Source organism: Rudaea sp. (genome assembly GCF_057139185.1).
In genome coordinates this window covers 1-25,294 of record NZ_DBNHDN010000045.1, presented here as the reverse complement: position 1 = coordinate 25,294, position 25,294 = coordinate 1, and the positions used below count along the sequence as shown (strand labels likewise).

At 62.6% G+C, this 25,294-nt stretch carries 20 protein-coding genes; 13 read left to right on the top strand and 7 right to left on the bottom strand.

Going from position 1 to position 25,294, the window contains the following annotated elements:
• Nucleotides 1-60: 60 nt before the first annotated feature.
• A complete protein-coding gene (locus AC16HO_RS15785; protein ID WP_395642185.1) occupies nt 61-1,020 on the bottom strand; it encodes a CorA family divalent cation transporter in 960 nt (319 codons plus the stop codon).
• An 82-nt stretch (nt 1,021-1,102) separates the two neighbouring features.
• Between AC16HO_RS15785 and AC16HO_RS15780 the strand changes: the two genes are divergently transcribed.
• From AC16HO_RS15780 to AC16HO_RS15770, 3 genes are all read left to right on the top strand, one after another.
• Nucleotides 1,103-1,705, top strand: coding sequence for a rhomboid family intramembrane serine protease (locus tag AC16HO_RS15780; protein ID WP_395642184.1), 603 nt, complete (start codon nt 1,103-1,105; stop codon nt 1,703-1,705).
• Nucleotides 1,706-1,752: 47 nt separating this feature from the next.
• Nucleotides 1,753-2,310 (top strand): NADPH-dependent FMN reductase, encoded by a 558-nt coding sequence (locus tag AC16HO_RS15775; protein ID WP_395642183.1) that lies wholly within the window; start codon nt 1,753-1,755, stop codon nt 2,308-2,310.
• An 86-nt stretch (nt 2,311-2,396) separates the two neighbouring features.
• Nucleotides 2,397-2,789 carry a hypothetical protein gene (locus AC16HO_RS15770; protein WP_395642182.1) on the top strand — a complete coding sequence of 131 codons (393 nt, stop codon included), beginning with the start codon at nt 2,397-2,399 and terminating at the stop codon, nt 2,787-2,789.
• Between the two features lie 107 nt (nt 2,790-2,896).
• Here AC16HO_RS15770 and AC16HO_RS15765 read toward each other — a convergent pair whose 3' ends face one another.
• Nucleotides 2,897-3,208: an EF-hand domain-containing protein gene (locus AC16HO_RS15765; RefSeq protein ID WP_395642181.1), complete on the bottom strand. Its 312-nt coding sequence runs from the start codon at nt 3,206-3,208 to the stop codon at nt 2,897-2,899.
• 89 nt (nt 3,209-3,297) lie between these two features.
• Here AC16HO_RS15765 and AC16HO_RS15760 point away from each other — a divergent pair, with 89 nt between their 5' ends.
• On the top strand, nt 3,298-4,539 hold the full coding sequence (locus AC16HO_RS15760) for a winged helix-turn-helix domain-containing protein (protein ID WP_395642180.1): 1,242 nt from the start codon (nt 3,298-3,300) through the stop codon (nt 4,537-4,539).
• 28 nt (nt 4,540-4,567) lie between these two features.
• Here AC16HO_RS15760 and AC16HO_RS15755 read toward each other — a convergent pair whose 3' ends face one another.
• From AC16HO_RS15755 to AC16HO_RS15745, 3 genes are all read right to left on the bottom strand, one after another.
• Nucleotides 4,568-5,503, bottom strand: coding sequence for a GGDEF domain-containing response regulator (locus AC16HO_RS15755; protein ID WP_395642179.1), 936 nt, complete (start codon nt 5,501-5,503; stop codon nt 4,568-4,570).
• The gene (locus tag AC16HO_RS15750; RefSeq protein WP_395642178.1) at nt 5,500-8,673 is read right to left on the bottom strand and encodes a PAS domain-containing protein; all 3,174 of its coding nucleotides are present in this window, start codon (nt 8,671-8,673) and stop codon (nt 5,500-5,502) included. The genes AC16HO_RS15755 and AC16HO_RS15750 overlap by 4 nt, the downstream gene beginning before the upstream one ends.
• 325 nt (nt 8,674-8,998) lie before the next feature.
• Nucleotides 8,999-10,048: a Fic family protein gene (locus AC16HO_RS15745; RefSeq protein WP_395642177.1), complete on the bottom strand. Its 1,050-nt coding sequence runs from the start codon at nt 10,046-10,048 to the stop codon at nt 8,999-9,001.
• 133 nt (nt 10,049-10,181) lie between these two features.
• Between AC16HO_RS15745 and AC16HO_RS15740 the strand changes: the two genes are divergently transcribed.
• The 5 genes from AC16HO_RS15740 (at nt 10,182) to AC16HO_RS15720 (ending at nt 15,513) form a co-directional block, all read left to right on the top strand.
• Nucleotides 10,182-10,631: a hypothetical protein gene (locus tag AC16HO_RS15740; RefSeq protein ID WP_395642176.1), complete on the top strand. Its 450-nt coding sequence runs from the start codon at nt 10,182-10,184 to the stop codon at nt 10,629-10,631.
• A 171-nt stretch (nt 10,632-10,802) separates the two neighbouring features.
• Nucleotides 10,803-12,368: a recombinase family protein gene (locus AC16HO_RS15735; protein WP_395642175.1), complete on the top strand. Its 1,566-nt coding sequence runs from the start codon at nt 10,803-10,805 to the stop codon at nt 12,366-12,368.
• Nucleotides 12,369-12,397: 29 nt separating this feature from the next.
• Nucleotides 12,398-13,264 (top strand): plasmid partitioning protein RepB C-terminal domain-containing protein, encoded by an 867-nt coding sequence (locus tag AC16HO_RS15730; RefSeq protein ID WP_484335582.1) that lies wholly within the window; start codon nt 12,398-12,400, stop codon nt 13,262-13,264.
• Nucleotides 13,261-14,145, top strand: coding sequence for a plasmid partitioning protein RepB C-terminal domain-containing protein (locus AC16HO_RS15725; protein ID WP_149100781.1), 885 nt, complete (start codon nt 13,261-13,263; stop codon nt 14,143-14,145). The genes AC16HO_RS15730 and AC16HO_RS15725 overlap by 4 nt, the downstream gene beginning before the upstream one ends.
• Nucleotides 14,146-14,148: 3 nt before the next feature.
• Nucleotides 14,149-15,513 (top strand): YfjI family protein, encoded by a 1,365-nt coding sequence (locus AC16HO_RS15720; RefSeq protein ID WP_395642173.1) that lies wholly within the window; start codon nt 14,149-14,151, stop codon nt 15,511-15,513.
• A 114-nt stretch (nt 15,514-15,627) separates the two neighbouring features.
• Here AC16HO_RS15720 and AC16HO_RS15715 read toward each other — a convergent pair whose 3' ends face one another.
• Both AC16HO_RS15715 and AC16HO_RS15710 read right to left on the bottom strand, forming a co-directional pair.
• Nucleotides 15,628-16,317, bottom strand: coding sequence for a HEPN domain-containing protein (locus tag AC16HO_RS15715; protein ID WP_322548489.1), 690 nt, complete (start codon nt 16,315-16,317; stop codon nt 15,628-15,630).
• Between the two features lie 3 nt (nt 16,318-16,320).
• Nucleotides 16,321-19,641: a sacsin N-terminal ATP-binding-like domain-containing protein gene (locus tag AC16HO_RS15710; protein ID WP_484335581.1), complete on the bottom strand. Its 3,321-nt coding sequence runs from the start codon at nt 19,639-19,641 to the stop codon at nt 16,321-16,323.
• 121 nt (nt 19,642-19,762) lie between these two features.
• Here AC16HO_RS15710 and mads1 point away from each other — a divergent pair, with 121 nt between their 5' ends.
• The 4 genes from mads1 to AC16HO_RS15690 all read left to right on the top strand — a co-directional run.
• A complete protein-coding gene (gene mads1 / locus AC16HO_RS15705; protein WP_484335580.1) occupies nt 19,763-19,975 on the top strand; it encodes a methylation-associated defense system helix-turn-helix domain-containing protein MAD1 in 213 nt (70 codons plus the stop codon).
• The gene (locus AC16HO_RS15700) at nt 19,972-22,881 is read left to right on the top strand and encodes an ATP-dependent helicase (protein WP_484335579.1); all 2,910 of its coding nucleotides are present in this window, start codon (nt 19,972-19,974) and stop codon (nt 22,879-22,881) included. The genes mads1 and AC16HO_RS15700 overlap by 4 nt, the downstream gene beginning before the upstream one ends.
• Nucleotides 22,878-25,109 carry a DNA methyltransferase gene (locus tag AC16HO_RS15695; RefSeq protein WP_484335578.1) on the top strand — a complete coding sequence of 744 codons (2,232 nt, stop codon included), beginning with the start codon at nt 22,878-22,880 and terminating at the stop codon, nt 25,107-25,109. The genes AC16HO_RS15700 and AC16HO_RS15695 overlap by 4 nt, the downstream gene beginning before the upstream one ends.
• A partial coding sequence (locus AC16HO_RS15690; protein ID WP_484335577.1) for a hypothetical protein occupies nt 25,099-25,294 on the top strand: 196 nt, incomplete at its 3' end. The genes AC16HO_RS15695 and AC16HO_RS15690, both read left to right, overlap by 11 nt.

Genomic DNA, 25,294 nt, shown 5'->3' with positions numbered 1-25,294 from the left:
CGGGAACTGCCGGAAGTCATCCCCCGCTGCCAATCACGCGGGCAGAGCACGTCGTCGACCTCAAAACCATTTCTTCCACTTGAAGATGACGAGCGGCACGATCACGCTGACCGTCATCGCGGCCAGCGCCATCGCGTAGCCGTGTGGCCAGTCGTACTCGGCTATCGACTTGAAATTCATGCCCCAGATGCCGGCGAGCGTCATCGGCCCGATGGTCACGACCGAGACGATCGTGAGTACCTTCATTATGTCGTTCTGGTTGTTGTTGATGAAGCCGAGCACGGCGTCGAGCAGGAACTGCAGGCGGTCGGACAACTGCTGGTCGAATTCGTTGAGCGAGCCGATGTCGGTCTGCATCGTCTTCAGCCGTTGCAGATGCTTCTTGTCGATCCAGTTCGGCGCGGACTCGCAGAGGTAGGCGATGACGCGCGACACGCCGAGCATCGCTGCGCGCAACTGCACGATCTGGCGTTGCATCGCGCCGACCTTGAACAGCGTGCCGCGCAGCAAGCCGCGCTGACCGCGCTCGTCGGCGAACACCGCGCGCGACAGCTTCGACATTTCGCCGCTGGTTTCCTCCATGCGGTCGGCGGCGACATTGACGATGGCTTCGATCAGCGCAATGAAGGTTTCGATGCTGCCGTTCGGCGCGTCCGCCGCCGTGGCGAGCTTGCTCGTGTGCGCGAATGCGAGCGACTCGGCGTAGCGGATCGAGACGAGCAGCTTCGGCGTAAGCACGAAACCGAGCGGGGTCATCGCACCCCTGCCGGCTTCGGCGCGCGCGAATGCGGGAACGTTGAGGCGCAGGATCTCGTTGTCCGCATGCAGACGGCTGGACAGCTCGATCGCGCTGATCTGCTCGCGCTGCGGCAGCTTTGCCCCGAGCAGGCTTTCGGCATGCCCGCGTTCCGCCGCATCGGGATCGAGCAGGTCGAGCCAGACGGGTGTGTCACTGGGCGCTGCGGCACCGGGTTTCCATACGCTGCAGGCAGCAGGGTGCGTGGTGTGGATCGTCAGCATGGATTTTCCTCTACCATTGCGCTTCGGGTACAAGCATAACCCGGCGTTTGTCAGGAACTTCCAAACTGCAACCAGGATTCAAATGACCACGACCTTGCTGATCATCGCTGCGACCTGCGTCGTCTCCTTCCTCGGCTTCAGCAACGCGCAACTGATCGACAAATTGATCTTCTGGCCGCCTGCGGTCAAACGCGGGCAGTACTATCGCTTCCTCAGCCATGCGTTGATCCACGCCGACGGCGCACACCTGTTGTTCAACATGATCACGCTGTACTTCTTCGGCAGGGCGCTGGAAGGATTCTACGAACAAGTGCTCGGGCCGTTCGGCTTTGCCCTGTTCTACGCGGGTGGGGTGGTCGTATCGATGCTGCCGAGCTACGTCGCGAACCGGGACAACCCGGCCTACCGCAGCCTCGGCGCTTCCGGCGGCGTGTCAGCCGTGCTGTTCGCCTTCATCCTGCTCAGCCCATGGTCGCGGATCTATGTCTGGTTCCTGCCGATGCCGGCGATCCTCTACGCGGTGGCCTATGTGGCGTATTCGATCTACATGGAGCGCCATGGCCGCGACAACATCAACCACAGCGCGCATCTGTGGGGCGGCGCCTACGGCGTCGTGTTCACGCTGCTCGCCGAACCACGCGTGTTGCCGGCTTTCCTGCAACAACTGGCCAGCCCGCGGTTCTGATTCGCCGGACGCCAAATCCGGTACTCGTCACTCACAGGAGATTCTGCATGGGCACCAAAAGTATCGCCGTCATCGTTGGTAGCCTGCGCAAGGAGTCGTGCAGCCGCAAGATCGCCGAGAACCTGATCGCCCTTGCGCCGCCGTCGCTCGCCCTCGATATCGTCGAGATCGGCGACCTGCCGCTGTACAACCTCGACCTCGAAACCGATGCACCGCCGCAGGCTTGGCGGCGCTTCCGCGACCGGATGCACGCGATGCAGGGCCTGTTGTTTGTCACTCCGGAATTCAATCGTTCCGTGCCCGGTGCGCTGAAGAACGCAATCGACGTGGGCTCGCGCCCGTACGGCAAGAGCGTCTGGGGCGGCAAGCCCGGCGCGATCGTCAGCGGCTCGATCGGCAACATCGGCGGCTTCGGCGCCAATCACGCACTGCGCCAGTCCATGGTTTTCCTCGACGTGCCTCTGTTGCAACAACCCGAAGTCTACCTCAGCGGTTTCGACAAATTGATCCAGGCCGACGGCACTCTGCTGCCGGTGACGGCCGAGTTCCTTGGCAAGTTCATGCAGGCGTTTGCTGCCTGGGTCGACAAGATTGCCCGGCCCTGAGTGAAGTTTTGTGAACGCAGCCGCTCAGACTTGATTTAGCGCTGCGGGTGTATATTTTTCGCACATCCCACGAGGCGGAGTGCGCCATGAATGCGGTCATCAAGTCCTCAGCCATCGCCTTGCTCGCCGCGACCGGCCTTGGTCTCGGCGGTTGCGTCTACTATCCGGTACGTTCAGGCGTCGTCTACGACGGTGGCAACGGCAACGCCGTTGTCGACTACGACGACAGCCGTGCTGACTATTACGCACCGGCGCGCGCCTACTACGGTTACTACGATCCGTATTGGTACGGCTACGGTTCGGGCTGGTACGGGCCGGGCTGGTACGGCTATGGGCCGTCCATCAGTCTCGGCTTCTACGGCGGCTATTGGGGTGGCCACCACTACCATGGGCCCTGGCGTGGGCATGGCGGCTGGAGCAGCCACTCCGGCGGCAGCGTGCGCAGCGCCGTGCCTTCGCATCGCGGCTCGCGTCACTGACGGGCGGCACCGTCGCCGGCCGGGACTTCCCCTGCGGAATCCTCGACCTGATCCCGTGGCCTGCTCGCGCAGGCCGCGGGTCGGGTATTGCGCCGCAGATCGGCGGATCAGCGATAATCCCAGCGCGCGTACTGGTGCGCCGAGACACGCGCGCCGTTCTGTGCGACAAAATCGAAATCGTTGACCAGCGGTGGAAACGCCTTCGCTTCCTCGCGGCTGATCGTGCCGTCGTGATTGCTGTCCAGCGTGGCGAACGCGGGCTTGGGTCCGTATTGCTCGGGAGCGGGCATGCCGGTGCGCACCGTGACCTCGCGGCCTTGCGCATCGGTGACGTGGCCCACTGCATCCTGGGCGAAGCAGGGCGCCGTGGCGATGGCGAGGATCGAGGCAGCGATCGCGGCACGTGAGACGATATCCATGGACATTCTCCGGTTGGGAACTGACAAATTGTTTCGACTCGAATGGGTACGCCGAGTTCTGCATTGCATGACTGCCGGATAACCGCCGCATGTTGAGCCTGAGTCTGCAGCAGGCCCGCAACCTGCATCTCGCCGCGCAAGGCCTGCTCGCGCCGACGCGAGCACGCGCGCGGCGCGCGTCGGTGCATATGGCGATCAAGCGCATGCGTTTGCTGCAGATCGACACGATCCACGTCGTCGCGCGCAGTCCGTATCTGGTCCTGTTCTCGCGTTTGGGCGACTACGACACACGCTGGCTTGACGAGGCGCTCGCGCAGGCCGATGTTTTCGAATGCTGGGCGCACGAGGCCTGTTTCGCGCCGATCGACGACCTCGGCCTGCACCGCCACCCATCGCCGATCCGCGGTGGGCATTGGGCGCACAAGAATGCGGCGCGCATGCAGCGCGAGCAGCGCGCCGAGATCAAGGCGCTGATCGAGCACGTGCGTGCGAACGGCGCGGTGAAGTCATCCGACTTCGAGCGCCAGATCAAGGGTGTCGGTGGCTGGTGGAACCGCTCGAACGAGAAGCGCTGGCTCGAGGCCGCTTTTGTTCTCGGCGAACTGATGATCGCGCGGCGCGAGAATTTCCAGCGTGTCTACGATCTCACCGAGCGTGTGCTGGCACGCGCGAAATCCATCGATGTCGACACGCGTGCCGACGAGGCGGACATCCGCCGCGAGTTCCTGCTTGGCGCCGTGCGCGCGCTTGGCATCAGCCAGGCGCGCTGGATCGATGACTATTTCCGCCTCAACAGGAAATTCAAGGATGCCGCGCTCGACGCGCATGTCGAGGCGGGCGAACTGATCCGCGTCGAGGTGCGTGGCTGGGACAATCCCGGCTACGTGCACCGCGACCATGCGCCGCTGCTCGCCCGCGCCGCGCGCGGCGCACTGCGCGCGACGCACACCACGCTGCTGTCACCGTTCGACCCCGTGGTCTGGCATCGTGAGCGCGCGAGCGCGATGTTCGCCTTCGACTACACGATCGAGTGCTACCTGCCTGAACACAAGCGTCGCTACGGGTATTTCGTTCTGCCGATCCTGCACCGTGGCCGTCTGGTCGGCCGGCTCGACGCGAAGGCGCATCGGGCCGGAGGCGAGTTCGAGATCAAGGCGATTTTCCTCGAACCAGGAACCGACCCGGATGACGTGCTCGTCGCCGCGGTCGCATCGGCGATCCAGCGTGTTGCCGATTGGCACGGCACGCCGAAAGTGAGTGTGCGCCGTGGCGAGCCGAAAGCATTCGCGGCGCGGTTGCGCGCGGCGCTGAAGAGCCGCGGCCCGGGCTGACCGCGCGGGTCCGTGCGACCGTCCGCGACTAGTGGCTGTTTTCTCCGGGTCGCGGCGCACAGGCCTGCACGAGCACGCGGTTGCGGCCCTGGTGCTTGGCTTTGTAGAGCAGCGCATCGGCCTGCTGGAGCAGCGCGGCGGGCGACGAGACGCTCCTGACGTCAGCGGTCACGCCGCCGCAGCTGATGGTGATGACGGTGCTCCGATTCGCGCTGGCGCGCGCTAGGTTCAGCGCGGCCACTTCGCGGCGGGCCTGCTCCAGCACGTTTTCGAGATCTGTCCCGGTCGAGAGCAGAAGGACGAATTCGTCGCCGCCGTAGCGCGCGGCAACTTCGCCGCTGCGTCTTGCCGTGCGGGCGAGCACCTGCGCGATCTCGCGCAGCGCTTCGTCGCCGGCGCTGTGCCCGTGGCGGTCGTTGTAGCGCTTGAAATGATCGACGTCGATCATCGCGAGGTTGAGCAGCTCGCCGGCGCGCACCGCGTGCCACCATGCGCGCTCGAGAGCCAGGTCGAAGCGGCGTCGGTTGGCGATGCCGGTGAGGCCATCGCGGTCCGCAAGCTGTTCGAGTTCCTTGCGTTGCGCGACGAACTTCAGGTGGTTGCGCACACGCGCATGGACGATGGCCGGTCGGATCGGTTTGTGCAAATAGTCGATCGCGCCGAGCGACAGCCCGAACTCCTCGCTGCCGGTTTCGGTGGCAGCGGTGATGAAGATCACCGCGGTGGTCGCGGTGTGGGGTTCCTGGCGAAGCTTCTTCATCACCTCATAGCCGTCCATCTGCGGCATCGAGACGTCGAGGAGGATCAGGTCGATGTCGGGTTCTTCGCGCGCGCGCGCGATTGCGGATTCGCCATCGCGGGCCAGGATGATGCGACAGTCGTCCTGCAGCAGTTCGGCCAGCAAGGTGCGGTTGATGCGGTCGTCGTCGACGATCAGCACGGTGGGTGGCACGGTCGTGCTCATGTCGGCGGGGTTCCGGCATTGGCGTCGCGATCGACTGCCGTGCGAAGTCGCTGCAGCGCATGCCGTGCATCGTCGAGTTCGAGACGATCGAAGTGCAGGCGCGCGGCCGCGGCCAACGTGGTCAGCGGCGTGTCCGCCACGTGCGCGGCGATCTCGGCGAGCAAGGCCTGGGCCGCGTAGTCGCCGGACGAGATCAGCGGTTCGACTTCGTCGATCAAACGCGAGGCGGCCGCCACGTCGCCGACGCGCGGGTTTGACGGCAGCTCGGGGTCGCGCGCAAGCACATCGCCGATTTCGGCCAGCACCGCTTCGAGCTGGTGGACGAAATGCCATACGTATCGCGTGGCGTCCGGCAGCATGCGCCGGGCGGCGTCTTCGAGTTGCGCGGCGGCCTTGCACAGATCTTCGGCGTGCAGGTAGGAAGCGGCGCCGTACACCACGTGTGCCTGTGCGGCGACCGCGGCCAATCTCCCATGGCGCTGGTCGTCGGCCAGCTGCATTGGCATGCTGTGGAAGTCCTGGACGAACCCGCGCAGCAGGCGAACCAGCAGCTCCCGCCTGCCGCCGAGATGTTCGAGTGCGGCCTGGAGATCCAGCCGGGTCGAAAATGCAGGTTGGTCTTGCACGTCACCGTCGCGGCTGCGGGCTGCCGTCGTATCCGGCGGTACCCGGCCGGCGCCGGTCTGCGGCAACGGCGTCAGCATCTGCGCCAGGGTCGCGTACAGCGTCGCGTCGTCGATCGGTTTGGTCAGGTGGGCGTTCATGCCGGCCGCGGAGCTGCTTTCGCGGTCTTCGGTCCGCGTGCGCGCGGTCAGGGCGATGATCGGCAGATTCGCCCAGTGTCCGTGCATGCGGATCGCGCGCGCGGCAGCGAGTCCGTCCATGCCGGGCATGTGGATGTCCATCAGCACCGCATCGTAATCGCATTCGTGCATCCGCTCGAGCGCATCGCGGCCGTCGACCGCGGTTCCGACCTGCATGCCGGCCGCGAGCAGGAAACCACTGGCAACTTCGCGGTTGAGCTGATTGTCGTCGACGACGAGGATGCGACGACCGGCGAGGGCTTGCGTCACGGGCCGTGGCCTTGCGTCCGCTGCCGTCGCCTTGCCCGCTTGCGCCGGCACCTGGTCGTCGGCGAGCCGCGTGTGGCGATGCGCATCGACCGCCTGCGCGCCTGCTTCGATCGTGAAATGGAACGTGCTGCCGTGGCCGGGCGCGCTCGATACACCGATCCGCCCGCCCATGAGCTCGACTAGTTGCTTGCAGATAGCCAGCCCGAGCCCGGTGCCGCCGTAGTGGCGTGATACATGGCTGTCGGCCTGGTGGAACGCGTGGAACAGCCCCGCGATCTGGTCCGCATCCAGGCCGATGCCGGTGTCGCGCACCGCGAAGGACAGGGTCACGCGGCCGCTGGCGCTGCGGCCCGCGGCTTCGATCGACACCGTGACCTCGCCGCATTCGGTGAATTTTATCGCGTTGTTCACCAGGTTGATCAGCACCTGGCCCAGGCGCAACGAGTCGCCGACCAGACGCTTGGGTACCCCCGGAGCAATCGAGTAGGCGATCTGGAGCCCTTTCTCCTCGGCTTTCACCGCGGTCACGGAGGACACCGATTCGAGCACGGCTTCCAAAGTGAATTCTGCTTCCTCGAGTTCGAGCTTGCCGGCTTCGATCTTGGAAAAATCGAGAATGTTGTTGATGATCGTGATCAGGGTCTGCGCCGAGGCGTTGACCTTGTCGAGATAGGCGCGCTGTTCCGGCGCCAAGTCGGTGCGCAGGGCAAGTCGGGTCATTCCCAGCACGGCGTTCATCGGCGTGCGAATCTCGTGGCTGACCATCGCGAGAAATTCGCTCTTCGCACGTTCGGCGGTTTCGGCCGCCTCCTTGGCGCGCTGCATCGCCTCCGCCGCCAACCGGGATGTGGTGATATCCCAGCTGACGCCGAGCACGCGCAGCACCAGGCCGTCTTCCGCGCGAAAGATCCGCGCCTGCGCACGCAAGTGGCGCTGCTCGCCGTCGGCGCGCACGATGCGGAATTCACTGTGGAAGGAGGGCACGATCGTGCCGGCCAGAGCGGCATCCCACTCGGCATGCACGCGCTGTACGTCGTCCGCATGCAGCAACGAAAGCCACTGATCGAGGCTGCCGTCGAATGCGCCGGGCGCGAGTCCGTAAAGCGCATGCATCTGCTCGTCCCAGAAGAAGCGTGCCGCGGCCAAGTCTGGCAACTCCCATACGCCGATGCCGCTGATGCGGTTCGCCAGTTGCAGGCGCTGGTTGAGCTGGAGAATCGCGTCTTCGCCCTGTCGCCGCATCGTGATGTCGGTGTGCGTGCCGACGACGCGCAGAGCCTCGCCGTTCGCGTCGCGTTCGATCACCTTGCCACGATCGTAGATCCAGTGCCAGGAACCGTCCTTCGCGCGCATGCGATGCTCGAGCGCGAAGTCCTGCGACTCGCCGCGCAGATGGTGTCGCACGATCTCCCAGCAACGCGACAAATCGTCCGGATGCACGCGATCGGACCAGTCGGCGACGGAGGATCCGACTTCATCCTCGGCGTAGCCGAGCATCGCCTTCCACTGGCGCGAGTAGAACACCTGGCCGGAGCGCAGGTCCCAATCCCAGATGCCGTCGCCGGAGCCGTCGAGCGCAAACTGCCAGCGCGCCTCGCTGCGGCGCAGCGCAGCCTCGACCTCCTTCATTTCGGTGATGTCGCGCGCCATGCTGAGGAATACCTCCCTGCCGTGGATGAGCAGGCAGGAAACGCGCATTTCGACCGGGAACTCGCTGTCGTCCTTGCGGCGACAGCAGGCAAGCAACGTATTGGCGTCGCCCGGCCCGATGCGGGAGAGGAGTTCCTCGAATCGCTCTTGGCCAGGATCGATGATGAGGTCGGTGACACGCATGCGCAGCAGTTGCTGGCGCGAGTAGCCGGTATTCCGGCAGGCACGCAGGTTGACGTCGAGGATGCGCCCCTTGCCGTCGTGCAGGAAGAAGCCGTCGCCGGCGTGCTCGATGAGCAGACCAAAGCGTTCTTCACGCAGGCCCAAGCAGTATTCGCCGCCGTTGAGGTCGAACCCGGTCGAAATCGAATGGGGCTCCCTGCCGGCTGACCGTCCAGCCGGATTCGATACCGATGATTTCCCAACCTTGCCTTTGTCGGTGGTCACGACCTCATCCTGGCGCGACTGCCTGCCGTGAACGCTTGGCACCCAAGTCGACCAGCGGGCATCATGCCCCGCGTTGCGCAGAGGTGCAATCGGGCAAGAAAAAACCGCGCCGTGGCGCGGTTTCAGTGTGACGTGACGACGTCATTGGTGGTGTAGTTCCCGGGTAGAGGGAACTTCCCTGCCACACGGGCATTGCCACCGTGGGCGTGATTCTACACTGGTCGCGCATCCGAGGGAAAATGGGCCGCCCCCGCGCATTTGCTCGCTGCCACAGACCATGAACGGTCGGCGGTTCGATCCTCAAACACGGAATCGAACAGGCCAGTCACTTCAATCCATACCAAACGCCACGCCCGCTGCCGTGCTGCTCCAGATGGTTGCGTTCGGTCAGGTCGCGGAAGTGCTGCTTCAGGGTGTTCCGGCTGACCCCGGTCAACTTGATCGCATCCATCATCGTGACGCGCCCGTGCTCACGGGCGAACTCCACGATTTGCAGTGACAGATCAGGCAGCGCGGCCAGCACGATCTTTTCGCGCTCGACCTTCTTCTCCAGACGCCGAACCTGCTCAGCCAGAGAGCGCAGGAAGAACAGCAGCCACGGTTGCCAGTTCGGGGCGTCGGTGCGGATCGTGCCCTGCGTCTGCCGCAACGCGAGGTAGTAGCCTTCCTTGCTGGCCTCGATCACACTTTCCAGCGAACTGTACGGGACATAGGCGTAGCCCGCCTGTAGCAGCAACAGGGTCGTCAGCACGCGGCTCAAACGCCCGTTGCCATCCTGAAACGGGTGGATTTCGAGGAACACGACCACGAAGATGCCGATGATGAGCAAGGGATGCAGCACGGCTTTTTCGCGCTCATCGCTGACCCATGCCAGCAGCTCAGTCATCAAGCGCGGCGTGTCGAATGGCGTGGCTGTCTCGAAGACGATGCCTATTTGCGTGCCGTTCTCATCGAAGGCCGCGACGCTGTTCGAGTTGGTCTTGTAGCCGCCCCTATGCCACTCGTCCTTCTGGCTGTACTGCAGCAGGATCTGATGCAGCTGCTTGACGTGGTTCTCGGTGAAGGGGATGTCCTCCCATGCCCGGAAGATCAAATCCATCAGCTCGGCGTACCCGGCGACCTCCTGCTCATCCCGTGAGTCGAACTTCTTGATGGCGAGGTTGGACAGCAGCCGCTCGACCTCCCGGTCGGAGAGCTTGCTGCCTTCAATGCGAGTGGATGAGCCGATGCTCTCGATGGTGGCCACACGCCGTAACGCCGACAGGCGGTCGGGTGCAAGCGTGCCCAAAGCGCGCCACGCACCTTTGAATTCGTCGATCCGGGCGACCAGGCCCAAGACCTCCGGCGTGATCTGGAGGGTGTCGGTTCGGAACATAAACCAATAATACACCCATTTACACCCATTTCAACAAGCGGCAGAATTGGGCGTAAATGGGCGTAGAAATGGAGGAGCGCCCTCGGGGATGGGCCTGCGACTATCACCGCCACGAGCTCCATGCAGGTTTTGCATGGAGATCACGACGATGCCCCGAAATTGCGCGCACTGCGGCCAAGCCTTTCAGCCCCGCCCCCAAGTCCCGAACCAGACCTACTGCTCGTCCGCCGAATGCCAACGCGCTCGCAAGCTGCGCTGGCAGCAGCACAAGCTTCGCACCGATCCGGACTACCGCGACAACCAGCGTGATGCCCAGCGCGCGTGGTTCGACCGGCATCCCGACTACTGGCGTGCCTATCGTGCCGACAATCCCGATGCCGTGAAAGGTGGTCAGAACGGAAGCGCCAATGGCGTGGGCAACGGTCTTGCAAAAATGGACGTGTCAATTCTGCCGTCTGGCCTGTACCGGCTGCGGCGAATTCCCGCGCCTTTCCCAGAGGAAGGCGATGCGTGGCTGGTCGAGATCACGCCCGTGAGCATCGATTGCGCCTGCAAAAAGGACGTGTGCAAAGAGATGACTTGATCGACGCCTCGGCAGCCGGTCGCTATCGTCGTTCCCAAATGTGTTCTCGATCACCCTGCGTGGCAACGATTCAGAGTGCGTGCGTCACTGCCTCTCGGCAGCGCCATTGCCATTGAAAGGAGCAGACGGCCCGAGAGCGACTTCGACAATTTCAGCGAGCGACCGGGCACCATGCAACTGCAAGATTCATCGTCGGACAAATCCGAATCACCTCCTGCGTACCGAGCCGCGCAATACGTGCGCATGTCCACCGAGCACCAGCAATACTCGACGGAGAACCAGGGCGACAAAATCCGCGAGTACGCCGCCCGGCGCAACATTGAGATCGTCCGCACCTACGCCGACGAGGGCAAGAGTGGGCTGCGCATCGATGGCAGGCAGGCTCTCCAGCAACTGATCGCCGATGTGCAGGCGGGCAAGGCTGACTTCCAGATCATCCTCGTCTACGACGTCAGCCGCTGGGGTCGGTTCCAGGACGCCGACGAGAGCGCCTACTACGAGTACATCTGCCGCCGCGCCGGGATTCAGGTGGCCTACTGCGCCGAGCAGTTCGAGAACGATGGGTCGCCCGTGTCCACCATCGTCAAGGGCGTCAAGCGTGCGATGGCGGGCGAATACAGCCGCGAGCTGTCGGCGAAGGTGTTCGCGGGCCAGTGCCGCCTGATCGAACTCGGTTTTCGGCAAGGCGGGCCAGCGGGCTACGGCCTGCGGCGCGTGCTGATCGACCAGTCCGGTTCCGTGAAGGGGCAGCTTTCGCGCGGCGAGCACAAGAGCCTGCAAACCGACCGCGTGATCCTGCAACCCGGCCCCGACGAGGAAGTCGCGGTCGTGAACCAGATCTACCGCTGGTTCGTCGAGGGCAACCTGTTCGAATCGGAAATCGCCGACCGGCTCAACGTCAAGGGCATCCAGACCGACCTCGGGCGCGACTGGACGCGGGCCACGGTGCGCGAGGTGCTGTCAAACGAGAAGTACATCGGCAACAACGTCTACAACCGGCGCTCCTTCAAGCTCAAGAAGGTGCGTGTGGTGAACCAGCCGGAGATGTGGATCAAGAAGGAAGGCGCGTTCGAGGGCATCGTGCCGCCCGACCTGTTCTACACAGCGCAGGGCATTCTGCGCGCACGGGCGCATCGCTACACCGACGAGGAACTGGTCGAGAAGCTGCGCCGCCTGTTCCAGCAGCATGGCTACCTCTCGGGCCTGATCATCAACGAGACCGAGGGAATGCCTTCGGCAGCGGCCTACGCGCACCGCTTCGGCAGCCTGATCCGCGCCTACCAGACGGTAGGCTTCACGCCGGATCGGGACTATCAGTATCTGGAGGTCAATCAGTTCCTGCGCCGCCTGCACCCGGAAATCGTCAGCCAGACGGAGAAGATGATCACCGAGGTCGGCGGCACGGTCGTGCGCGATCCGGCGACCGACCTGCTCACCGTCAATCGCGAGTTCACGGTGTCGCTGGTGCTCTCGCGCTGCAACGTGCTCGACGATGGTCGCCGTCGCTGGAAGGTGCGCTTCGACACCAGCCTGACGCCGGACGTCACGGTCGCCGTGCGGCTGGACGACAGCAATCAGGCTGCGCTGGACTACTACCTGCTGCCGCGCCTGGACTTCGGCCAACCCCGCATCCATCTGGCCGACCACAACAGCATCGAGTTCGAGAGTTACCGCTTCGACAGCCTGGACTACCTCTATGGCATGGCCGAGCGCAGCCGTTTGAGGAGAGTTGCATGACGAAAAAGCACCACGCCACCGACTTGCAGATGATCCCGGTCGATCAGATCGCCGTGCTCAACCCGCGTGACCGCAATGGCCGGGTGTTCGAGGAGATCGTCGGCAACATCAAGAGCATCGGCCTGAAGAAGCCGGTCACGGTCACTCCCCGCGATGGCCTGGAGGACGGCAAACGCTTTCTGCTGATCTGCGGCGAAGGCAGGCTCAAGGCCTTCCGGTCGCTCGGCGAGAAGCAGATTCCGGCGTTGGTCGTCGCGGTGAACGACGAGGACGCCTTCATCATGAGCCTGACCGAGAACATCGCCCGTCGCAAATACAGCGCGCTGGAGCTGCTGGTGAGCATCAAGCAGTTGAACGAACAAGGCTACGACAAGCGTGTCATCGCCCAAAAAATCGGCCTGAGCCTCGATTACATCAAGGGCATTCTGCTGCTGTTCGAGAAAGGCGAGGAACGCCTGCTGGCTGCCGTGGAGTCTGGACGCATTCCGCTCAATGTCGCCATCACCATCGCAGGCGCAAGCGACGAGGAAGCCGTGCAGGCTGCATTGCAGGACGCCTACGAAAGCGGCCAGTTGCGCGGCGGGCAACTGATGCAGACGCGGCGCGTGCTTCAGCGACGCAATACCTTGGGCAAGACGCTGAAACACCGGCCTGCGCGCAAAGGCGCGGCAGTCACCACCTCCAGTCTGGTGCGCAACTACCAGAACGAGGTCGAGCGCCAGAAGCTGACCATCAAGAAAGCCGAGTTCACGCAGCAGCGTCTGCTGTTCGTGATCGAGGCGCTGCGGCAGTTGCTGGCCGACGAGCATTTTTCCAATCTGCTGCGTGCCGAAGGGCTGGACACCCTGCCCAAGCAACTGGCCGAGCGCATCTGGGGTGGAGGCCACGCGGCATGAGTCAACCACCACTGGGCTTCATCCCGGAGCCGATCACGCTGGCCTTGGATCGGCTTCTGCCGTCGCGCAAACCGCCGGAGGGTTTGCAAACCTCGCGCAAATTCAAGCAGATCATGGCGTCGATGGAGGCCGTTGGGTTGATCGAACCCTTGAGCGTGGGCAAAGCCGACAAGTCCACTGGCCAACACATCCTGCTCGACGGCCACATCCGGCTGCTGGCCTTGCAGCAGCTCGGCTACACCGACGCGCCGTGCCTGATCGCCACCGATGACGAAAGCTACACCTACAACAACCGGATCAACCGCATCACGTCCATTCAGGAGCACCAGATGCTCCGGCGTGCGGTCGAGCGCGGCGTCACGCCCGACCGACTGGCCAAGGCGTTGAACGTGGACGTCAGCCAGATCCACAAGAAGGTGAGCCTGCTCGAAGGCATCTGCCCGGAAGCCGTCGAGATGCTCAAGGATCAGCATTTTTCTGCCAACCTCGGTGCGGTGCTGCGCAAGATGAAACCCACGCGGCAGGTCGAATGCGTGGAACTGATGCTGACCGCCAACAACATGACCGTCGCCTACGCCGAGGCATTGTTGGCCGCGACACCACCGGCTCTGCTGGTCAGCGAAAAACGCCCCCGCAAGCTCTCCGGCGTCACGGCGGAACAGATGGTCAAGATGGAGCGCGAAATGGGAAATATCCAGAATCAACTGAAGCTGGTCGAAAAATCCTACGGTCAGGACGTGCTGCTTCTGGTGCTGGCGCGCGGCTACCTCGGCAAGCTGGTCGGCAACAAAGCCGTGCTTCGCTATCTGTCGCAACGCCAGCCGGACGTGCTGACCGAGTTTGAAAACATCGTCCAGACCGTGGCGCTGGACGGCAAATGACGAATGCGCCGGATCGTCGATGACACCTCTTCATCTCACGGAGCATCACCGCAGGACGCCACCGATGACGAGGACGGTGCAACCGTGGTGGGCCATCGCAACGCACCGGATGCCGATGCGGCGTGCCTCTATGGCCTGATCGGCGACGTCGCCCGCGCGGGCAGCGAAGGCACGGAGACCAACGCCATCGCTATCGCCGCCAACTTCATGGCCTACCTGTCCTGCGCAGTCGGGCGCGGCGTGTACCTGCCCATCGGCAACACCCGGCACCACGCCCGCCTGTTCTGCCTGCACATCGGGCGCTCGGGCCGTGGCCGCAAGGGCGATGCGGTGTCGCTGGTGCTGCGCATCGATCAGGCGCTGCGGGCGATGGACGACACCTTCGCACCGCAGGTTCATCGCGGCGGCCTGTCCACACGCGAAGGGCTGGTGGCGTTGATGCACGACGGCTACCGGCAAGGTCGGCAGGACGTGCCCGCCATCGAGGACAAGCGCCTGTGGGTGGTCGAGTCGGAATTCGCCAACGTGCTGCATCAGGGACGGCGCGACGGCAACACGCTGTCTGCGGCGCTGCGCGACTGTTGGGATGGCGTCGATCTCAAGCCCGCCACCAAATCGAACCGGCTCTACGCCAGCGATCCGCACGTCTGCCTGAGTGGCGCGATCTCGCCCAGCGAATTGACCGGCCTGATGAGCGCGCGCGACCTCACCAACGGCTTTGCCAATCGCTTCCTGATGATCTGGGCCGAGCGGTCGCGGATGTTGCCGTTCCCGAAGGAAACGCCGCAGGCCGTGGTCGAGCATCTGGCACGCCGGACGCTGGAAGTGCTGGCCTTCGTCCACGCCGACCGGCACGATGAGCGTGACCACCTGCGGATGGAACTGTCGCCGCAGGCCCAGTGGCGCTACGCCCAGCTCTACCGGGGCGAGTTGAACGACGGTCTCGGTGACGGCACGGTCAGTGCGTTGCTGGAGCGCCGTGCGCCGATGCTCTTGCGGTTGGCGATGCTGCTGGCGCTGGCCGACCTGCAAACCCGCATTGATGTCCCGCACATCGATGCGGCGATGGCGTGGATTCGGCACGCCACGGCGTCCGTGCGCTTCGTGTTCGTCAGTGCTGCCGAGGAAGCGAAGCAGGCGCAGGTTCGGGAACTGTCAAACCGAGTGTTGGCCTTTCTCCGCGAACGCGGTCAGGCCAAGCGCAGCCAGATCAGCGCCGAATGCTTCCGTGGCAAGGTGCCGAAGGCGCGGATCGACGCCTGTCTGGAGCACCTGCTGGCCTGCACGCCACCCAAGATCAGCGTGCAAACGGTCGAACGCCCCACCGATGCGCCGGGCACGCCGACGCGCGTGTACCGGCTCGCGTAGCGCGGAAGCTCATTTCGCTCGTTTCGCCGGGCCAAAACGCCTGCAAGTGCTTGTCGGCGCTCTCATTTCGCTGATTTCGCTCATTTCGCGCAGTGCCTTTGCACAAACCCCATTTCAGGCGTCCTGATCGACGACGGGATAGACGGCCTCGCCCCACAGCGCGTTGGGGTTGTCCATCATTACCGCAATGATCACTGGGACGAGCTTGCCCAACAGCCGGGTGCAATCCCGCAACTGGTCGCGGTTGACCTTGCCGTCCCACGTCGCACCGCCGTGGATCAGTTGATTGCGCAGCGTGTAAAGGCGGTTGAACATCACCGAGAGCAGCACGGGCGTGTTGCCGCTGGCCAGCGCGATCTGCGCCGACTTCTTCGCGCTGGCGAACCGATCCTTCCATTCGCCCTCATCGATCCGGCCGCGCTGGAACTCCCAAAACAGGTGGAAAACGTAAGGGTTGTCGAGCAGGGTTCGGATGCTGCCGGAGAATTCCTTCCAGATCAGGTCGTCGATGCGCTTGCCGGTGTCGAGGTCGCAGAGCTTCTGGAGGAAGGCCGTGAAGGTGGCCTTGTCGGATGTGCGGTCGCTGTCGTCGAGTTCCTGCGCGTAGGCGGCATTGAAGGCAATCCACAAGAAGATGAATCTGCCGTCCACGTCTTCCGCCTGCTCGGCGCGATTCAGCCAGCTCAAGGCTCGATGGATTCGTAATGTCAGGCTGGTCGGATGTCCGTCGCGCACCAGTCGATGGCGCTGTTTGAGCGCCGAATGTTCCAGCGCAGTCCCGGTCATGGATTTGAGGGTGGACATGGATCAAGCTTTCGGTTCAGACGAAGTTGGCGGCTCGGTTCGGGCGATCTGGCTCCAGCCGTGGTCGAACGTAAACGTCCGCGCGTGTGCCACGGGATTCTGAATCCGGAGCACCCGCGCCTTTTCGAGGTCGGTCGCGTGCTCGACCACATACAGCCAGAACGCATCTCCCTTCGCGCGGGCGTAGTCGAATTGCGTGTGTGACAACCCTACGGGCCGGTTTTCCAGAGTGCCCGTCATCGATTTGACCTCGACCCATCGAACTCGCTGGCCGCTGCCGTTGACCTCGAAGAGGTCGAAACCGGGGTTGCCCTCGGGCGTTCGCTTCAGTCCAGGTTCGAGCGAGATGATCAGGGCGATGGCCTGATCCTCGATCTTCATCCGTGCTGCCTGATCGAGGCCATCCGGATCGGATTCCTCGTCATCAGGATGAGCGCCAAGGTAGGAAATGAACGGTCGTCCGCCAGCCGAGCCGGGCGACCGCTTTCCTTGCCCTCCGCCGCTGGTGCCACCGCCCTTGCCACCTCCACCGGAATGGCCGCCGCCTGAGCCACCATGTGCCCCGCCGTTGCCCTGACCGCCACCGTGTGGCGTTCCCGTGCCAGTCCCCGCCTGACCGCCGCGCCCTGCGCCACCTGTCGCGCCGTCGCCGCCATCCGGGTCAGGTGTGCCGGGAAGAATGTCCGGCATGTCGTCTCCGTACAGATCGTGCGCGTCGTCATAGACATCTCCGCTGGGTTGACCTGCGGTTTCCGGCTCCTCGTCGGGCATCGTGCTGGGTACGGGATCGACCTCGGGTGGGGTGGTGATACCCAGCCGGGACGTTAGGTCGTCGACGCTGGTGATGCCGAGCTTTCGAAGCAAATCGAGGGCTGCTGGGTCGATGCCTGCTTCTTTGGCCAGTTGGTCGATGATCGGCGGCTTGAACGCGATCTTGGTCAGCAAGAAAGGATTGGGTTTCCAGCCGAGCGTGTCGAACACCACAAGGCCCGGCGGTACCAGCTCGCCAGTCGCGTCAGGCACCCAAGCCGCTTTGTTGAGACGGCGCAGGAAGGCTGCCGGGAATGGCGGCGTCCTGCGTTCGCCGTGATGCGTCCATGTGTATGCGCCGTCGAAGATGCCGCGCCCGCGACGTTCCTCCAGATCGCCCAAGCTTTCCCAGATCAGACGGGCGCGTTCGGCACGCTGCTCGGAAGAGAGCTTGGGCAGCAGTTCGATCAAGGCATCGAAGCCGTGCAGCAGCCAATCGACAACCCGGTCGTTGATGCCAGACGTCTCTGCATGGCCCGTTTGCCGCCGCAGCTCGTGGCGCTCGTCCCGCGAGAGCGCATTCGGCGCGTCCACGGGACGTGGATATCGCAACGCACCACACGCTTCCAGTAGCTCGCGCATGCTCTCGCCGCGCAGGCAGTCGTATTCGTTGTCCACGATCAAGATGTCGGGCACACCGGCGAAGAGCTGCTGCAGACGATCCGTGGCGATGTAGATCTCGCCGGGCTTGGCGACGTAGCCTTTGCCATCGCCAGTGTCGACCACCATCACAAAGGTGGTGTCGCGCAGGGCTGACCGGAGCTTTTCCTTCTGCGCCGTTGAATCAGTGTTGAAGGCCGCCCGGATGCGCTCGATATCGGCCGCGTAGGTGTCGTCGTCCACATCCACCTCTTGCTGCTGGTACTTCGGCAGGAGGTTCCAGACGACATCGTCCACAGGATCAGGTTCGGTGATGCCAAGCGAAAGCAGGAACAAACGCACCTCAGGCGTCGCGCACACCGCGCGGCGCATCGTCGGAAAACTGGTGGCGATGGCGCTGGGCAGGAAGGCCTTGGCCTTTCCGTTCTCGCGAGCGACGACGTGCGTACCGTCATCGAGGCGGATGAGCGGAACGGTGTCCAGGTGGCGACGCAGCGCCTTCTCCTGGCCGCTCAGGAATTCGTACAGACGTGACACCCACTCGTCGGATTGCGCCTCAAGGAAGGACTTCGTCAGGCTCGGCACCAGTTTTGTCGGCGTGATCTCGTCGATGTCGAGTTCGCGCATCAGGTACTGGCGAATCTCGGGGGCCTTGTCCTGAGTGATGTCGCCGGACAGCCAAGCAGCGACCTCCGAACCGAACAGCGCCGCCACCTGTTCCGGGCTGAACAGCTCGCGCAACTCTTGCGTTCGCGCCAGCTTGGCTTGCTGGGCGGTGACATGCCCATCATCGAACGTCGGAAGCAGCTCCTCGTCCTGAAACGCCTGCCGGACGGCATCGAACATCGGCGCGAACCGCGAATCTTTCGGGAATTTCTCGCGGTCAAGCGGCAGGCAGCGCAGTGCCGCGACATCCAGCATTGCCCTGTCCCGCATCCAGCGCATCGCCTCTACCAGCAGGCCGGACGTTTCCTTGACCAGATGCTGATTCCACGGATCGCCGGGCGGGATGTTGTCGCGGCTTGGCGTGGTACGGTACGGCCCCTGCACGAGGAAGCCAAGGTGGCTCTCAACCACCGTCGGGAAGAACACCACCAGCGGCGACTTGGCCAGCGGCTGCACAGCCCAGCGGTCTGGGGCGTCCTTCACCGCAAGCAGCGAGAAGGAGATTTCTACCCGTCCGATCTTCTGCCCCTCGGCAGAAAACACGTCGCGGTGGAACACCAGCCAATTCTGATCGACTTCGGCTTTGCCGGTTTCTTGGCCAATCACGGTTACGCGATGGACGTTGTCGCCAAGAGACTCGGGAGCGTTGCGCAGGTAGAACCCTGACGCGCCACCTTCGACGCTCCAGTTGATCTCTTCGATGTTCCGCAAGAACAGCAGCGCACCGGGCCCCAAGTGGCGGAATCCAGCCGTGATGTCCTGCGCTGCGCTCACGTCCTCCGATTTCAGGGGCAGAACGATCTGCGTCTCGTCAGCCGCGCGCGCCGAACGCGCCATCCGTTTCGGGAAGACGTAGTTCTCGATGGCGAAGTCCTCGTCGCCGGAGTGAATCTCCGGAAGATCGGTGACGGTGTAGACGGACTTGAAGCCGAGGCCGAAACGTCCGATGGACGCCTCGTTCTTGGTGCTCTCGGCGATGTCACAGACGCTTCGAACGTCGGCCTCGTCGAATGGCTTGCCGAAATGCGAAAGCGTCAGGCAGGCCGGGCTCAGGTTAAAGGCAACTTTGCGTGATCCCTTCCACTCGCCGCGCCGACCGAGGGCATCTTCGGCGTTCTGCAGCAACTCGAAGATGAAGTGCGTGCGGTCGTCGTACAGGCCTGCGGCCAGCTTGCCGGACTTCTGTGCGCCCTTGGTGCCGTAGCTCTCTCGGTTCTCCTCGCAAATCGCCTCGTAGTTCGATCCCACGGCCATCCCTCTAGGTCAGGCACCAACTCCGGTGCCATGTTTGCTCAAGTCTGCACATTCATGGACTATTATGACAAGATACGGCAGTAAACCAAGCACCGCAGACGACATGGGAAAGCCGATGAGCGACCAGCCGGACGAAATCCTCACGATTGACGAGGTTGCCGCCTACCTGAAGGCAGGCAAGCGCACGGTCTATCGCCTTGCGGCGAACGGCAAGCTCCCGGCATTCAAGCTCGGCGGCACGTGGCGCTTCCGGCGCGGCGAGCTGGATCAGTGGATCGCCAGCCGCATCGGCAAGGCGATGGCCGATGACGACGAGGGAGCGGAATGACCAGCGCCGCCCTTCAATCCAGCGCCAACCCGCAGCAGCTAGAAGCAATCCTCGCCACCGACGGCCCGGTGCTCATCATCGCGGGGCCAGGCTCCGGCAAGACCTTCACGCTGGTCGAACGCATCGTCTACCTCATCACGCAGAAAGGCGTTGCGCCGGAGTCGCTGTTTGTCGTCACCTTCACCGACAAGGCCGCGCGCGAGCTGACCACGCGCATTTCCAACCGGCTGACCGATCTGGGCATCAAGTTCAACCTGAACGAGATGTACCTCGGCACGTTCCACTCCATCTGCCTGCGGTTGTTGGAAGACTTCCGCGAGTTCACGCGGCTCAAGCGCAGCTTCACGCTGTTCGACCAGTTCGACCAGCAATACTTCCTGTACCAGCGCATCAAGGAGTTCCGCGAACTGCCGGACGCCCAGCTCGTCATGGGCGACGACCAATCGGGCCGCTGGGCGCAGTCGGAAAACCTGCTCAAGTGGCTCAACAAGGTCAGCGAGGAAGCGCTCGACGTTGCCACTCTGGCCGCCGCCCCCGACGTGGAAATTCGCGCGCTGGCCGCGTGCTTCGCCAAGTATCAGGAGCTGCTGCAGGAGAACAACTCGCTCGACTTCTCCGGCATCCAGTATGAGGCGCTGCAATTGCTGGAGAAGCGCCCCGAAGTGCTGGCGCAGGTGCGCGAAAAGCTGTCCTACCTGATGGTGGATGAGTACCAGGACACCAACACCATTCAGGAACGCATCCTCCTGCTGCTGGCGGGCGAGAAGAAGAATCTGTGCGTGGTGGGCGACGACGATCAGGGCTTGTACCGCTTTCGCGGCGCGACCATCCGCAACATTCTGGAGTTCCCCGCGCTGTTCGACGACGGCCAGTGCAAGCAGGTCAAGCTGACCGTCAACTACCGCTCGCATCCGGACATCATCCGTTTCTACAACGAGTGGATGAAGGAACAGCAATGGGACGACGGCACGCGCGTCTTCCGTTTCGCCAAGCAGATCGTGCCGCGCGAGGACGACTTCCCCGACATGCCCACGGCTGTGCGGCTGGCCGCCAGCGACGACAAGGGCGAAACCACCAACTGGCACGCCGAGGTGCTGGCCTTCCTGCACAGCCTGAAGGCGTCCGGCAAGCTGACGGACTGGAATCAGGTCGCCTTCCTGTTCCGCTCGGTGAAGAACGACAAGGTGGTGGCGCTGGCGCGTTTCCTCGAAGCGCAGGGCGTGCCTGTGTTCTCGCCCCGCTCGAACATGTTCTTCGAGCGCGAGGAAGTCCGCATGATGATCGGCGCACTGATCTTCCTGTTCCCACAGTTCCCGAAGGTGCGGGCATGGGCCGAAGGCGTGCATCTGGACATCTGGGACTACTACGACCAGCTCTGCTTCAAGCCCTTCACCGACGAGTTGCGCAAGCCGGAAAACAAGCCCCTGCTGGATTGGGCGCGTCCGCTGGCCAAGCGCCACGCCGTGCTCACGCAGAACACCGACTACGCCTTTTCCGGCCTGTTTTACCAACTGCTCCAGTTTCCGCTGTTCTCGCGCTTTCTCACCGAAGAGGCGGCGCAGGGCGTGGACAAGGGACGCGCGGCGCGCAACCTCGGCACTTTCTCCAAGCTGCTCACCAAGTTCGAGTACCTGCATTTCGTCAGCGTGTTGAACCCGGAATGGCTGGAGAAGAACATCCGCGACCTGTTCAACCAGTTCCTGCGCTTCCTGCAGGATGGCGGCATTGGCGAGTACGAGGACGAATCCGAGTACGCGCCCAAGGGCTGTGTGTCGTTCCTCACCGTCCACCAGTCGAAGGGGCTGGAGTTTCCGGTGGTCGTCTGCGGCTCGCTGGAGGCGGTGCCGCGCAAGCAGTACGGCGAACTGGACGTACTACTGGAAGATGGTGGCTACCTCTCCAAGGAACGATTCGAGCCGCTCGACCACATCAAGAACTTCGACTTCTGGCGACTGTTCTACACAGCCTTCTCGCGTGCGCAGAACCTGCTGGTGCTGGCGGCGCAGGAGAAGCAAGGCCGGGGCAAGTCGCCGTCCAAGTATTTTGAGCGCCTGTTCTACGAGGTGCCGAGCTGGCGCGATGTCGATCTGTCGGCGCTGACCTATGAGGCCGTCAAACAGATCAACCTCAAGCGCGAATACTCGTTCACCTCGGACATCACCGTGTTCGAGAACTGCGCCGAGCAGTACCGCTTCTTCAAGGAACTGGAGTTCGCCGCCATCCGCGAAAGCCCGATGCTGTTCGGTACCTTGGTGCATCAAACCATCGAGGACATCCACAAGACCGTGCTGCGCGGCGAGGAAGGCACCATCACCTTCGAGGGTATCAAAAGCTGGTTCGCGGCCAACTACGCCCTGTTGTCGAAGAAGGAGCGCGTGTACCTCGCGCCCAGTTCGCAGCAGGCGGCGCTGCTGCACGTGCTGCGCTACTACGAGCGCGAGAACGGCAACTGGGATCGCATCAAGGAAGCCGAGGTCGAGATTTCGCTGGTCAAGGATCAGTACATCCTCAAGGGCAGCGTTGACCTGATTCGCGGCGAGCACGACACGGTCGAGATCATCGACTTCAAGTCGGAGAAGAAGCCCGACATGGAGAAGGATCGGGAGCGGCTGCGCCAGTACCAGAGCCAGTTGGAGGTGTACGCCCATCTGGTCGAGGAGCGCACCGGCCAGAAGGTCAGCCGGATGCACCTCTACTACACCGGCGAGGACGGCGGGAACCCCTACGTCTCCTTCAGCAAGGATGACCGCGCCATCGGCAAAACCATCGCGCGCTTCGATGACATCGTGGCGCGCATCGAACGGCAGGATTACGGCATCGCAACACGCCCGGCCAAGCTGTGCCAGAGCTGCGACATGCGCGCCTACTGCGACAACAAGAACTGGAAATTCAGGAAAAGCCGATGAGATTGAAGCCGAGCATCATCGCAGTTGCCAGCACCTCAACACTTCGGCAGATCGTCGATGACTATGAATTGAGCGTTGAGGACAAACGCAAACGTCAGGCGCTGGTCGATGCGATCTCGTCGGCGCGGCGATGCAAGCCCGAGGAGCTTCTCGGTTATCTCGGCGAAAGCGAGATCAAGCAGGTTTGCGAGGCGACGGGCGTTGAATCGAGAGGGCGAAAGAACGCGCTGACTGCCCGACTTTTGGAGGCCGCAAACCCTGCGCCGCCACCCGCGCCAACGCCACCAGGGAAATTCCAGCCAAGAATATTCAACCAGCCACCGACGAGAAGACCTATGAGCGACAAACAACCCGCGCAGGAAAGCCTGCAACTGGCCACACCCGATGGCGGCACCACCAACGTCGAGAAGTACGAGTTCGAGCCGATCAAGGGCTATCCGATGCTCAATTGGCGCGGCAAGCGCCCGTTCACCTCGACGCAGTATTACCCGGCGCAGTTGAAGGAAGTCCACGGCGAGGAAGTGGATGGCTGGCGCAACAAGATTTTCTGGGGCGACAACCTTCAGGTGATGAGCCACTTGCTGAAGGAGTTCCGGGGCAAGGTTGACCTGATCTACATCGATCCGCCGTTTGACTCGAAGATCGAGTACAAGAAAACGATCAAGGTAAACAGGCAGAGCGCAGAGACGGCATATACGGCGTTTGAAGAAAAGCAGTACACGGACGTTTGGACGAATGATGAATACCTGCAATTCATCTACGAACGAGCGATCCTTATGCGAGAGTTATTGAGCGATGATGGCGTTTTCTGTCTGCATTGCGATTGGCATAAATCGCATTATCTGCGCGCATTGCTGGATGAAATCTTTGGCGCAGGAACGTTTCAGAACGAAATAGTTTGGCACTACTACAACAAGATGCAGGGCAACATCAATCGTTTCGCGTCTGATCATGACGTGATACTTGTCTACTCAAAATCTGGCAAATTTCAATTCAATAAGCTGCGCGAAAAGCGAGAAAAGCCGGTGCAGCAAATTAAACGGGTGTGGGACAAAGCAACGCAGTCTTTGGTTAATGCCAAAGATGAGAATGGAAACGTCATCTATATAAATTCCACTCATAAAACGATTGACGATGTTTGGCGGTTGCCTATGCTTCAGCCTGCTGATCGCGTCGAAGTGGTGGGCTACCCTACTCAGAAGCCAGAGACGTTGCTGGAGCGGATCATCCTCGCTTACTCGAATCCTGGCGACATTGTCTTCGATTGTTTTATGGGATCAGGAACAACCCAAGCTGTCAGCGCTAAATACGGTCGACGCTATATCGGCAACGACATCAACTTGGCGTCAGTTCAAACCACCTCGAAAAGACTTCTTGCTATTCGTGATGAGATGGCTGATGAAAACTATCAGCCGACCATCAAAAACGGCTTGCGTGACGATGACGACATTCAAGCCAGCATCGAGGAGGAAGGCGAAGAAGCCGCTGGCGACTGGACTGATGTCTTTAAGGTACCAAAGGTTTATCCGGGCTTCGAGGTTCACACGGTCAATCACTACGACATCTTTCGCAACCCCGTTCAGGCGAAAGACCTGCTGGTCGAAGCACTGGAAGTGCAAAAGCTGGAGTTCAGCACCGTGTTCGATGGTGAGAAAGACGGGCGCATGGTCAAGATCATGCCCGTCAACCGCATCGCCACGCGGGCCGATCTGAACGAACTGATCCACAACTTCGACCAGAAAGCATGGCAGCACCGACACAACGAGCACCCGAACCGCCCGGTCGAGAAGATCACCCTCGTCTGCATGGGGCACGAGCCGGACTTGGCCGCGCAACTGGAACTGGCCGCCAAACCCTTCAAGATCGACGTGGAGGTGGTGGACATCCTGCGCGACAAGGCCGACTTGGAGTTCAAGCGCGACTCGCAGGCCAGGGTGTCCATCAAGAAGGGCGAACTGGTCATCGAGAAGTTCTACCCGATGAACCTGCTGCAAAAGCTCTCGCTCCAGAAGGAAGCGGTCGAGGACTGGAAGGAACTGGCCGAGTCGGTGCTGATTGACTGGAACTACGACGGCGCGATCCTGCAACCGGCGGTGGTGGACATCCCAGGCAAGACCGAGATGGTCAAGGGCGCGTACAAGGTGCCGGACGATGCGGGCACCATCCGCGTGAAGATCACCGACTTGCTGTCGGAATCGTGGGAAGGGAGCGTGGCCAATGGCGACTAAGCGCAACGCGACCAAGAGAACTGCCAGCACGACCAGCGCATCGCTGGATTTCGCCTTCTTTCGTTTTCTGTGGCAGTTCTATAAAGACAACCGGGGTGCCATCCGGCAGAACTACAAGGAGCTGACGCGCAAGTTCCTAGACTTCAACAATCCGGAGCGCAACCCCAAGGCTTTCCTGCGCCAGC